General features: G+C 59.6%; 10 protein-coding genes. 5 read left to right on the forward strand and 5 right to left on the reverse strand.

The genetic code is table 11. The features are described from left to right. The first annotated feature begins 11 nt into the window (after positions 1-11). The 3 genes from AD669_RS12430 (at position 12) to AD669_RS12440 (ending at position 4932) form a co-directional block, all read left to right on the forward strand. On the forward strand, positions 12-1361 hold the full coding sequence (locus AD669_RS12430; RefSeq protein WP_053120097.1) for a DUF1329 domain-containing protein: 1350 nt from the start codon (positions 12-14) through the stop codon (positions 1359-1361). Positions 1362-1438: 77 nt separating this feature from the next. Further along, entirely contained in the window at positions 1439-2566 is a 1128-nt protein-coding gene (locus AD669_RS12435) for a YCF48-related protein (RefSeq protein ID WP_053120099.1), read from the forward strand. 50 nt (positions 2567-2616) lie between these two features. Continuing rightward, positions 2617-4932: an RND family transporter gene (locus AD669_RS12440; RefSeq protein ID WP_256218856.1), complete on the forward strand. Its 2316-nt coding sequence runs from the start codon at positions 2617-2619 to the stop codon at positions 4930-4932. A 523-nt stretch (positions 4933-5455) separates the two neighbouring features. On the opposite strand, the gene AD669_RS12445 is transcribed toward AD669_RS12440, so the two are convergent. From AD669_RS12445 to AD669_RS12460, 4 genes are all read right to left on the reverse strand, one after another. After that, on the reverse strand, positions 5456-7045 hold the full coding sequence (locus AD669_RS12445) for an arylsulfatase (protein ID WP_053120101.1): 1590 nt from the start codon (positions 7043-7045) through the stop codon (positions 5456-5458). 27 nt (positions 7046-7072) lie between these two features. After that, the gene (locus AD669_RS12450; protein WP_053120103.1) at positions 7073-8152 is read right to left on the reverse strand and encodes a zinc-binding dehydrogenase; all 1080 of its coding nucleotides are present in this window, start codon (positions 8150-8152) and stop codon (positions 7073-7075) included. Between the two features lie 301 nt (positions 8153-8453). After that, a complete protein-coding gene (locus AD669_RS12455; RefSeq protein ID WP_053120105.1) occupies positions 8454-9122 on the reverse strand; it encodes a DUF3313 domain-containing protein in 669 nt (222 codons plus the stop codon). A 36-nt stretch (positions 9123-9158) separates the two neighbouring features. Then, entirely contained in the window at positions 9159-9470 is a 312-nt protein-coding gene (locus AD669_RS12460) for a hypothetical protein (RefSeq protein ID WP_053120107.1), read from the reverse strand. A 146-nt stretch (positions 9471-9616) separates the two neighbouring features. Here AD669_RS12460 and AD669_RS12465 point away from each other — a divergent pair, with 146 nt between their 5' ends. Further along, a complete protein-coding gene (locus AD669_RS12465; RefSeq protein WP_053120109.1) occupies positions 9617-10339 on the forward strand; it encodes a response regulator in 723 nt (240 codons plus the stop codon). Continuing rightward, positions 10336-11682, forward strand: a complete 1347-nt coding sequence (locus AD669_RS12470) for an ATP-binding protein (RefSeq protein ID WP_053120111.1) — start codon at positions 10336-10338, stop codon at positions 11680-11682. Before AD669_RS12465 ends, AD669_RS12470 begins: the two co-directional genes overlap by 4 nt. On the opposite strand, the gene AD669_RS12475 is transcribed toward AD669_RS12470, so the two are convergent. Beyond that, positions 11671-12798 carry a GlxA family transcriptional regulator gene (locus AD669_RS12475; RefSeq protein WP_156316145.1) on the reverse strand — a complete coding sequence of 376 codons (1128 nt, stop codon included), beginning with the start codon at positions 12796-12798 and terminating at the stop codon, positions 11671-11673. The genes AD669_RS12470 and AD669_RS12475 overlap by 12 nt on opposite strands. Positions 12799-12819 lie beyond the last annotated feature (21 nt).

Here is a 12819-nt window from a genome sequence, read left to right on the forward strand (position 1 = left end):
AGGAAATAACCATGAACAAAAATCTACTCTCGGCTGCCATTATCGGCGGGCTGCTATCCCTGACCAGCCATGCCGCACTGGCGAAAATGGATGCTGCCGATGTCGCCCGACTGGGCAAAGACCTGACGCCAACCGGCGCTGAAAAAGCCGCCAGCGCCGACGGCAAAGTCCCAGCGTGGACAGGTGGTTTGACCACGCCGCCGGCTGGCTATGACGCGAGCAAAGGCTACACCGATCCGTTTGCCGCAGAAAAACCGCTGTACACCGTAACTTCGGCAAACATGGCGCAGTACGCCGACCTGCTGTCGCCGGGCTACAAAGCACTGCTGCAGAAATACCCGGACTACAAACTCAACGTTTATCCGAGCCACCGCACGGCGGCACTGCCGCAAGCGGAATACGCCGAGATCGCCAAGGAAGCCAGCAAGGTTGAACTGGCAAACAATGGCAACGGCTTGCTCAACTACGAAAAAACCAGCGTACCGTTCCCGATGCCCAAGACCGGCATCGAAGCGATGTACAACCACTTGGTGCGCTTCCGCGTCGGCGGTTACCAGTACTTCCCGACCGAAATGGTCGTGCAGGCCAACGGCAACTTCACCCCGGTACGCCGTGAAGTTGAAGTGATGATGGCCTCGGCGATGGGTAATCCGGAGCCCAACCGTTTGTATTACTACCTGGGCAAAGTCACCTCGCCGGAAAGCGTTGCGGGCAACCTGACCCTGGTACACGAACCGATGGATCAGACCAAGGAAGGGCGTCTGGCCTGGGTGTATAACCCTGGTCAACGTCGCGTGCTGCGTGCACCGGAAATCTCCTATGACTCGCCGGTAAATACTGCCGATGGTCTGCGCACCAACGACATGGTCGACATGTTCAACGGCGCCCCGGACAAATACGACTGGAAACTGGTCGGCAAGAAAGAAATGCTGGTGCCGTACAACACCTACAAACTGGCCGATCGCACGCTCAAGTATGAGCAGATCATCCAGCCTAACCACCTCAATCAGGACTTGGTGCGTTACGAGCCGCATCGCGTCTGGGTGGTCGAAGCCACGCTGAAACCGGGCGAGCGTCACATCTACGCCAAGCGTACGTTCTACCTCGATGAAGACAGCTGGGGCATTCTCGGCGCCGATCTGTATGACGGTCGCGGCGATCTCTGGCGCGTTCAGGAAGCGCACAGCCTGCAACGTTACGACGTGCTGTCGGCGATCCACATCAGCGACGTTTCTTACGATCTGCAAGCGCGCCGCTACATCACCTACGGACTGGAAAACGAAGAGAAGCACACCAAGTTCGGCATCACTGCCGAGTTGAAGGATTTCAGCCCTGCTGCGCTGCGTCGCAGTGGTCGCTGATTTTCAAAGCGACTGAGATCCCGGGGGAACGGTGCAAACGGTTCCCCCTTTTTTTCAGCTTTTCACGGTACCGAACCATGAACAAATTCCTTTCGCCGGCCTTGCTGATGCTGTCCGGTCTGGCGTTGGCCGTGCAAGCACTGAACGTCAGTGCTGCGCCGCTTGCCGACCGCCTCGAACGCGCTTCCCGTCACACCGCGCTGGCCATCGAGCAGCCGCTGACCGACGTGCAAAAAGTCGGTGATCAACTGGTGATGGTCGGTGCGGCCGGGCACATTCTTCTGCGCAGTCCCTCGGCAACTTTACAGGCCAACACCCCGGTGGATCTGCTGCTGACGGCGGTGTATTTCGTCGACGACCGTAACGGCTGGGCCGTGGGGCATGACGGCGTGATCTTGCACAGCAGCGACGGTGGTAACACCTGGGTACGGCAACTGGAAGGCCGGGCGATCAGTCAACTGATGCTCAAGTGGGCTGAATCCGAAGTGGCACGCCTGGAACTGGCCAGCGCCGCTGCGCCGGAAGACGAGAGCCTGATCAGCGCCCTCGATAATGCCAATTTTGCCCTCGACGATGCCAAGGCGGGTGTCGAAGCAGGGCCTTCGCGACCGCTGCTGGACGTATGGTTTCGTGATGCGCAGGAAGGCTGGGCGGTCGGTGCTTACGGGATGATCGTGCACACCCGGGATGGCGGCAGTAGCTGGGAATTTCTCTCCTGCCTCGAAAATCCCGAGCGGCTGCACCTCAATGCAGTGCTGGGCACGGCTGACGGCAGTGTGTTGGTAGCGGGTGAGGGCGGACGCATGTATCGCCAGTCCGCTGGCCAGTGGCAAACCCTCGAACCCCTGACCAAGGCCTCGCTGTACAAACTGATGACGCTGCGCGACGGGCAGACATTGGCCATGGGGTTTGGCGGTGCGCTGTACCTCAGCGCCGATCAAGGCCTGAGCTGGCAAAACATCCCGTTGAACAGTAAGGCCAGCCTCTACGGCGGCACGCAGTTGAATGACGGCACGCTGTTGCTGACTGGCAGCGCAGGTTCGCTGATGTACAGCAACGATCTCAAGCATTTCCGTCTCTGGCAGGGCAGCGCGAAATCGCCGTTGCTCGGTGCTGCACAACTGGCTGAGGGCCAACTGGCGCTGATCGGGAGCAACGGCCTGCGCGTGCTGCCGCTGGCTGACATCAAGGAGCAACTGCAATGACCGCGCGCATGAACCTCGATCAGAACCCCGCGCCGCAGGAGCGCAGCCTGATGCAACGCATGGTGAGCGTCACCGAGCGTGGCTTGTTCAATCACCGGCGACTGGTGCTGACGTTCTTTGTGATCGTCTCGCTGCTGCTGGGTTACAAAGCGCTGGAATTGCGCCCGGATGCCAGCTTCACGCGGATGATTCCCACCGGTCACCCGTTCATCCAGAACTACTTCAAGTTTGAGGATGTGTTGCGCCCGCAAAGCAACGTGTTGCGCGTGCTGGTGGAAAACCCTGACGGCGAGATTCTCACGCCGCAGTTCATGGAAACCCTGCGCGAGGTCAACGACAAGATCTTCTACCTGCCGGGCGTTGATCGCGGCAACCTGAAATCGTTGTGGACGCCCAACGCACTGTGGACCGAAGTGACCACCGAAGGTATGCGCGCCGGACGGGTGATTCCCGATGGTTACGACGGTAGCGCCGCGTCGCTGGCACAGGTGAAGCAGAACATCCAGCGCGCCAACATGCTGGGCAGCTTTGTCGCCAACGACTTCCACTCGACGATCATTCGCGTGCCGTTGCTGGAGAACGATCCGGAAACCGGCAAGCCACTGGATTACGGCGTGTTCACCCAAGCCCTGGAAAAGCAAGTGCGCGAACACTTCGCCACTCAGGGCGTGAACATTCGGGTGATCGGTTTCGCCCAGATCGTCGGCGACCTGCTGGCTGCTGCGACCGACATCGCCAAGTTTTTCGCGCTCACCGTGGTGCTGATCAGTGTCCTGTTGTACTGGTATTGCCGTTGCTGGCGCAGTACGGCGGTGACGGTATTGACCTGTCTGCTCACCGTTGCTTGTCAACTGGGGCTGTTGAGTTTGTTGGGCTTCGGCCTTGATCCGTACTCGATCCTGGTGCCGTTTCTAATCTTCGCCATCGGCATCAGCCATGCGGTGCAGAACATCAATTTGATGATGAGTGAGATGGATCAGGGGCATTCACCGATCGATGCATCGCGGCGAACGTTCAGGGCGTTGTTCATTCCGGGGACGACGGCGTTGCTGGCGGACGCGGTGGGTTTCATCACGTTGCTGGTGATCGACATCGGCGTGATTCAGCAACTGGCGATTACTGCAAGCATTGGCGTGTTCGTGGCGATCTTCACCAAGATGTTTTTGCTGCCGGTGTTGATGTCGTATGTCGGCGTCAGCCCGCGTGGTTTGCAGCAGCAGCGCAAACGCGCGACCTCGTCGTGGCCGATTTTTCGCCGGGTGTCTGCCGTGGTGGAACCGCGCGTGGCGATTCCGTTGATTCTGTTCAGTCTGGTGTTGCTCGGTGCCGGTTATTACCTGCGCCAGGATCTGAAGATTGGTGACCTCGATGTCGGTGCGCCGGAGTTCCGTCCGGAGGCGCGTTACAACCAGGACAACGCCTATCTGCTCGCCCATTACACCACCAGCACTGATGTGTTCGTGGTGATGTTCAAAACACCGAAAGAGCAGTGCGCGCGGTTCGCTGCCGCCGATCTGGCGAATCAGCTGGAGCAGAGTCTGCGAGAAGTCAAAGGCGTGGAGTCGGTGCAGTCGCTGTATGGCGCCATGCGTTTCGGTATTCTGGCGCGCAACGAGGGCAACCCGAAATGGGCCGAATTTTCCCGCGACCAGTTCGTGATGAACAATGCGCGCTCCAACGTCAGTTCCGATCTGGTGGACGCCAACTGCAGCGTGGCGCCGATCAGTTTGTATCTGGCTGACCACAAGGCTGAAACGCTGACGCGAGTGGTCAACGCGGTCGATCAGTTCGCGCGGCAGTACGACACCGGTGATTTCGAAATTCTGCAGGCGGCCGGCAGTGCCGGGATCGAGGCGGCGACCAATATCGTCATCAAACACTCCGAGAAACAGATGCTGATTCTGGTATTCATCATCATCTCGGCGGTGGTGCTGTGGGAGTTCCGCTCGATCAAAGTGACCATAGCGCTGATGGCGCCGTTGTACCTGTCGACCGTGTTGTGTGAAGCGGTGATGGCGCAGATGGGGCTGGGGGTGAAAATCGCGACCTTGCCGGTGATAGCGCTGGGCGTGGGGATTGGCGTTGATTACGGGATTTACCTGTACAGCCGCATGGAAGGCTTTCTGCATCAAGGCCTGAAATTCCGCGCAGCGTTTTTTGAAGCACTGAAAACGACTGGCACCTCCGTGGCCTTCACCGGCATCACTCTGGCGCTCGGCGTGGCGACCTGGTCGTTCTCGGCACTCAAGTTCCAGGCCGACATGGGTTTGCTGCTGGTGATGCTATTCATCTGGAACATGATCGGCGCCTTGATCCTGCTGCCGGCGATAGCCTCGATGCTGATCTGCAACAAAAACACTCGCTGAACTCAACCAGCCCACATGGATTGTGGTGCTGCAGAGCTTCATCGTGGGAGCGGGCTTGCTCGCGAAAGCGGTGGGTCAGGCAATGAAGAGTTGAAGGGCAGACCGCCATCGCGAGCAGGCTCACTCCCACATTTAATCTCGGTTGCTCGCTGGATTTGTGGACACCACAAAACCCCGTAGGAGCCAGGCTTGCCCGCGAAGGCGTCACTTCAGGCAATGAAGTTTTGCCCGATCCAACCCCATCGCTGGCAATCTACAGGGATTGCGATTTCGCAAAGCTCCCTTGTAGGAGTGAGCCTGCTCGCGATAGCGGTGGGTCAGGCAATGAAGAGTTGAAGGGCAGACCGCCTTCGCGAGCAGGCTCACTCCCACATTTAATCTCGGTTGCTCGCTGGATTTGTGGACACCACACAACCCTTGTGGGAGCTAGCCTGCCAGCGAAGGCATCAGATCAGACAATGAAGTTTTGCCTGATCCAACCCCATCGCGAGCAAGCCTGCTCCCACCGGTATTTGTGTGGTTTTTATTGGACTGGTTTGCCCAGTCCCAGGTCTTTCATCGGGTAAGTCCGGTAGCTGGCCATGTGGCCGCCGACCAGCGCAAGAACGCGCGGCAGGCCCCATTCGAATGTGCGATGACCGACGCTTTTCTGCTCCTTGGGATCCAGATAAAGGTTGTAGACCCAAGGTGACAATCCGGTTGATACCAATGTCGATTCATCGATATTGGAACCCGGCACCGAGGTCTGGAACACTTTGAAGTGCACCTTGAACTCTTCCCAGCGCACAGCCGTGAGGTTGCGTTCGCTGTACATGAACACCGCTTCGCGATTGCTTTCGCCGTTATCGGCGAGCAGGAACGAGGTTTGGTCAACACCATCGATGTAGCGATCCGTTGGTACATTCGCGCCAGCCAGTTTGAGGCTGGTGTTGAACAGATCCATTAAGTCGAACAGACCATCGCTCTCACGACCGGGCTTGATCATGCCCGGCCAGTACGCAATGCCCGGCACCCGTACACCACCTTCCCACGTCGTACCCTTGCCGCCACGCCAAGGCTGGAATCCGGAATCCGGCCAGGCGTCTTCGTTGGCGCCGTTGTCGGAGGTGAAGAACACCAGCGTATTGTCAGCGACGCCTTCATCCTTAAGCGTTTTCATCAGGCGTGCGACGATGTCATCGACTTCCATCACCGCGTCTTTATAGGGCGTACGCGCGGGGCTCTTGCCGGCGAAAGCCTTGGCCGGGAAGTTGTCGTTGTGTACCCGTGAGAAAGCATGCACCAGATAAAACGGCTTCTTGGCCTGCGCAGCCCGATGGATGAAGTCCTGCGAGTAAGCGGCAAACTGCTGGTCGATTTCAGCGAGTTTTTCCAACGAGTCGAGTTGGGTCACCACCTTCAAAGGCTCGCCTTTACGGCCGCTGGTAACGGCGGATTCGGTGGTTTGGTCCAGTGCAGCCTTGCGCGCAGGATTGAGGATCAGCTCCGGATAGCGTTGCTTGTCCAGCCCTTGGGTGTATTCGCTGGCGACCCCGAGAATGCCCATGTATTCGTCGTAACCGACTTGCTGCGGCTGATAGCCATCGGCTTCACCCAAATGCCACTTGCCGGACAGCGCGGTCATGTAACCCTTTTCGGAGAGTAGAGAGGCCGCGGTCTTTTCATCCAGCCAAGGGTTAACGGGCACCTTTTCACCACTGAGAATCGGCCGGGTCAGGCCGGTGCGCGCCGGGAAGCGACCGGTCATCAACGCCGAACGGGTCGGTGTGCAGGTCGGTTGCGCGTAGGTAGAGGTGAACATCACGCCCTCTCGGGCAATGCGGTCGATTTCTTTGGTCGGTGCGCCGATGGCTGTGCCGCCGCCGAAAGCGCCCGGATCGCCCCAGCCCATGTCGTCGACCAGCAAAATCAGAATGTTTGGTTTGCGCCCGGTTTTCGCCTCTAGCGCTTTGAGGCGCTGATCCACTTCAACTTGTTGATCGGGATGCAGCCGCACCGGTTCCAGTGTCGGCGAAATGCGCTGTGCTTTGATAAACGGGTCCTGCGCCTGGGCCGTGATACAGGCCAGACTCAGTGCGATCCCCGCCAGTGACGTCAATTTAATCTGTCGCATGGTCGTGCTCCTTGCTACGAGACAGGATCAGTCGAAGGTGATCATCACTTTGGCCTGATCTTCCGGGCTGGCCAGCGCCCGGAACGCCTCGGCGACCCCGTCCAGTTTGACCCGTCCGGTGATCATCGGCGCGCCGTCGAGCTTGCCGTCGGCGAGGGCATACAAGGTCTGGGTGAATTCTTCGCCGGTGTAGCCAAAGGAAAAGTGCAGGTTGGCCTCTTTGCCAATGCCGATCAGCGGTTCGATCTGATCGGTTTCCATGCACACGCCGACAACGATGATTCGCGAGCGCGGCGGCGCGTTCTGGATCGCTTGCTGAATCAGACCGGGCAGGCCCACGCACTCGAACACCACGCAGGGCTGTGGTTGCGTGCCAAGACCGAACAGGGCAAACGGGCTGTTGATCTCGTAGCCCGGCGGCGCCGCGACATCGAGCCACGACTGATAGGGCGACTGCTCCGCCGGATTGACCACCACATCGGCCCCGAGTTTTTCCGCCAGGGCGCGCCGGGCAGGGGAGAAGTCCGCCGCGACGATCGGGCCGATACCACGGGATTTCAGCGCAGCAATAACAGCCAGGCCGATCGGCCCGCAGCCGATGACCACCGGCACTTCGTCACCCTGCAACTGCGCGCGATTGACCGCGTGCGCAGCGACCGTCAACGGCTCGGCGAGGGCGGCGATTTCGGCCGGCAAGTCGCCCGGTACCGGGATAAGCATCTGCTCGCTGAGCACCATTTGTTCGCCGTAGCCGCCGGGGTATTGGTTGGAGTAGCCGATATGGTCGAAGCGGGAAGGGGTGATTACGAACGGTAGCGAGCAGACTCGGGTGCCGACTTTGATTTTCTTGTCGCTGCCGGGGCCGTGATCAAGGACTTCTGCGCAGTATTCGTGACCGAACACAACGTCCTTGCGTGCGTCGAAATCCACCGGAATATGGCCGCGCTTGAAGTTGCCCAGCACGTGTTCACAGTGGTGAAACATGTGCAGATCCGAGCCGCAGATGCCACAGGCGAGGGTTTTGACCAGTACTTCGCCCAGGCCCGGAACAGGCGCAGGGATGTCATCAACGAGCAGTTGTTGCTCGCGCATCACGACAGCTTTCATGAGGTTTGCCTTTTTTGTTGTTGTGATAGGAATTGCTCAGCAACCCAGAACCGGTCGCGCACGTCGCTGCGCGCAACCGTATGGCGGCGTGGGTTCAATCGATTATTCGACAGCGACCGGGCGGTCACTTGGCAGGACGCGCCAATTGGCGTGCATTCGGCGACAATTAAAATCGTAGGAGCCGAGCTTGCTCGCGAAGAGGCCGGCACATTCACCATAAAAATTGAATGTGCCGACGCCTTCGCGAGCAAGCTCGGCTCCTACAGGATCGGGTGTTTGAAGGGGTTTTGCGCTGGGTTGGCTACTTACGGATTGCCACGTAAGACTTGCCAAGGTCACTGGCCCAACCATCAAGCACCACTTTGACGTCATCAGCCGTCAGCACTTGCTTGTCATTCTCCAACGGCACGCCCGTGCCCTTGCGTACCACTTCAGCCACGACTTCACCGGTAGAACCATCCTCGAACGACACTTCGGTAGACACCTCACTGTCCTGATCGCGAATGCCCGTGGCCGTGCTTACCCCGGCAGCGACGAGGGTCACCGGCAGCCACTCATAAAAGCGAAGGCCCTGAGTGCTGGTGGCGATCTGGGTGATCGCCGGGCGAACCGTCAAGGTGTCGGGGCCGGGTCTGTCGACCAGCTTCATGACCTTGCCCAGTTCGGCTCGAAGCGCCGCGTCGTAATAGTCGGTGACGCCCGCCAGCGTACTCATGGGAATCCGCTGAGTCGGCTTAGCGCTGGGGTAAAACTGGCTCGGCGCCAGGTAGGCTTTGGTGTAATGCGCTCGGGCCAAGGCCGGGCTGACCCACGACAGGGTTTTCTGACCTGACGGCGACTGATGCTCTTTCAGCACGCTGTAGTCATGCAGAAAACCGGTGTACATCTCGGGTTCGAGGTTTTTGTTGCTGCAGGCCGCCAGGCTCAGGCTGGCTGCAATCAACAGCGGCAGTGAGCGTTTACTGATCATCAACGTGATTCCTTGTTTTGCGTAAGCCCGCATGGATCAGGCATGAATCTGTTTTTGCGGGGTGTTGTCCGAGCATTCGACGTGCAATTGGCCGTGGCTCATGACCCAACTGATGAGATCAGCGGTGGAGATGCTGTGCACGTATTCCACCCAATGGGCATTGGTCGGGCTGAAGTGTTCGAAGTAGCGGCGCAGGACAATCCGGCTCTGATCGTCGGAAACCCCCAGGCATGACTCCTGAAAAACAATCGGCGTGTCAGGCCCGAGCGCGCCGGTGCGCTGGCTCAGGATCAATGGGTGATTAGCGTTGTGCTGCTTGGTGCTGTGGCTGCTGTTGAAGTCCGTCATGGCAAACCCCTTTGGTGGATACGTGCAGATTGCCCGACGGTTTTTGCCGGACGATGTCCGCTTGATGTCGCTCCGGACGAAATGTTGCTCGATTGAAATAAATGACCCGCGGCGGCAAATGGCTTTAGATTGGCGGCTTTCGATCCATGGATTTTGCAACCGTGAGCAAATTGCTGTTCGTCGACGATGACGTGGAAATCCTCTCCTTGTTGAAGAAGTTCTTCACCCAACACGGCTATGACGTCGATGTTGCCGAGAACGGCGAAGCGATGTGGGCGGCGATTGCGCTGGGTCGTCCGGACACGCTCATTCTTGACGTGATGATGCCCGGCGAAGGCGGCCTGAGCCTGTGCCAGAAAGTGCGGGCGCAGATGGGCATTCCGATCATCATGCTCACGGCGATGGCCGAACTGAGCGATCGCATCGTCGGCCTCGAACTCGGCGCCGATGACTACCTGACCAAACCGTTCGCCCCGCAGGAATTGCTTGCTCGTGTCCGCGCATTGCAACGCCGCGCCGGTGAACAGGCCAGTCCGGTTGAGCCGTCGCGACCGGTAATTGCCTTTGCCGGTTGGCATCTGGACATCACTTGCCGCGAATTGCGCTCACCCGAAAACGTGATGATTCCGCTGTCCGGCGGCGAGTTCGATCTGTTGGTGGTGTTCCTCGATCATCCGCAACGCATCCTCACTCGCGAACAGTTGATCGATCTCACTCACGGCCAGGGTCACGATGCCTTTGATCGCAGCATCGATGTCCAGGTCAGCCGTTTGCGCCGCAAGATCGAGCCCGACTGCAAGCGTCCGGATCTGATCCGTACGGTGCGCAATGGCGGCTATATGTTCACTGCCAAGGTCAGCCGCACGTGATCGGGCGGCTACTGCGCGGCGACACGCTGCGGCGACGCATTGCCCTGACCATCGTCGCGGCGATGCTCGCATCGGTGGCGTTGAATGCTTTGTTTATTCAAGTCGCCGGCATCTGGGCGCGTCCGCCCATCGAACGCACCGGCCTGCTCGAGCAGATCGCGGTCACTTCGCGGCTGATCGAGGTCGCGCCCGCTGACTTGCGCCCGCAACTGGCGCAAGCCGCCAGCAGCGACATGCTGCAAGTGGTGTGGAAGGCGCAGCGCGCCGATTTTGGTTTGCCCAACGACGGCGCCCGCGTGGAAGCGAGTCGGGTGCCGGTGCTGGAGCAGTTGTTGGGGGGTGATCGAAACATCGAGGCGTTCAACCCCGGCGACTGGACGCGGGACAATCCTCAGGCGCATTACGCCGCGCTGGTGCAATTGGTCGATGGCAGCTGGTTGTCCTTCACTCCGCCTGAAAGGAGTTGGGGCCTGGAAGTTGGCACGCGGATCGCGATCATCATTGCTTTGGGGTTGATCGCCACGTTCCTTGTCGCCTGGGTCGCTACCCGCCAATTGGCTAACCCACTGCAACGCTTTGCCACTGCCGCGAGACGCTTCGGCACAGATTTGCGCGCACCGCCGATCAAGGTCGAAGGGCCGCACGAGATTCGCCAGGCCATCGTCGCTTTCAACACCATGCAGGCGCAGATTCAGCATTTCATTGCCGTGCGCACGCACATGCTCGCTTCGATTTCCCACGACTTGCGCGCGCCACTGACGCGCATGCGTCTGCGCAGCGAATTCATGGAAGACCTCGACCATCAGCGCAAACTGATCCGCGATGTCGAAGAGATGCAATCGATGATCAACGCGGCGCTGGAGTTCTTTCGCGAAGACACGCATCGCGAGGCGACAACGGCGTTCGATCTGTCGGAGTTGCTGCAAACCATCGTCGACGACTATCGCGACCAACACATTGATGTCGACTTCGACGGCCCGGCGCATCTGGTTTACAACGGCCGGCCGCTGGGCATCAAACGAGTGATCGTCAATCTGCTGGAAAACGCCGTGAAGTACGCGCGCAACCCGCGCATCACTTTGAGCCGTGATGATTACGCGATTCGCATCGAGGTCAGCGACGAAGGGGCGGGCATTCCGGAAGAGGCGCTGGAAAAGGTCTTCGACCCGTTCTTCCGTCTGGAAACTTCGCGCAACCGCAGCACCGGTGGCGTAGGCCTCGGACTGTCGGCGGCGCGAGCGATCATACGGGAGCAGGGCGGTGATCTGACGTTGCGCAATCAGCGCCGCAAAGGTTTGGTGGCGCGCGTCGAGCTGGCCGTCGCGCCGACGCTATTGGGCTAACCACTCCAGCGCGATGCCGACGCGGGAGGATTGCCGGCGATCTAACGGTTCAGGTGCGTCGGTCTGGTTGCGATAGCCATTCGGGCTCGTAGCCAGATGCTTCTGGAAGGTGCGGCGCATGCGTTCCTCGCGACCAAAACCGACGGTTTCGGCGATTCGCTTGATCGGTTCATGGCTGGTTTTCAGCAATCGGCAGGCCGCCTCAAGACGCAATTGTTCGACCGCTTGCGCCGGTGTCTGCCCGGTCGCGGCGACATAGGCGCGGGCGAAGTGCCGAGGACTCATGCCGAATTGCTCGGCCAGTCGTTCCACGCGTAAATCTTCGTTGAGGTGGCCGGCAATCCACGCGTGCAGCCGCGCCACACGCACGTCCGGATCGGTGCGCAAGGCACTCGATTGCGCATTGAGTGACGCGCTTAGCTGCGGTTGTTCCGCGCCGCGCCAGAGGAACACCGTGAAATAACGCGCCAGTGACAACGCCGCTTGCGCGCCCAAATCCTGTTCAACCAGCCCCAATGCCAAATCAATGCCCGCCGTCGCGCCGCCACACGTCCACAGATTGTCGTCGTGCAGGTACAGCGCGTCGGTCTGGCAGCGCACCGCCGGATAACGCGCCTGCAATTCAGCGGCGAATTTCCAGTGCGTCACCACTTGGCGCCCGTCGAGCAATCCGGCAGCCGCGAGGGCAAAGGTGCCGGTGCCAATCGAGCAGAGCCGGCGGATGTTTGCAGAGCGAACCCGCAACCAGTCGCAAGCACGTTCGTCAGCTTCAAGTGCCGCCATGCCCGGGCCGCCGGCGACAATCAAAGTGTCGATCTGCGGCGCCATTTGATCGATTTGCTCAAGCGAGCACGTACTCACGCTGATCCCCGAAATCGACATCACCTGACCACCCTGCGCCGAGGCGATCAACAGTCGGTAGGGCGGGCTGTCGATGAACGCTCCGCCGAGCACGCGCGGGATCGCCGCAAACACCTCCAGTGGTCCGGCGGCGTTGAGCAACAGCAAATCATCGAACGCCAGCACCACCACGGTGCGCACGGGCTGCGGCGCGATGTCCGGGATGGCAGGAAAGGAGGGGTGTTTGGCATGGAGCGGCACGGCGGGCCTCGACATACTGAATTCAACGCAAAAATG

Source organism: Pseudomonas sp. P1.31 (assembly GCF_001269815.1).
Classification (GTDB): Bacteria; Pseudomonadota; Gammaproteobacteria; order Pseudomonadales; family Pseudomonadaceae; genus Aquipseudomonas; species Aquipseudomonas rustica.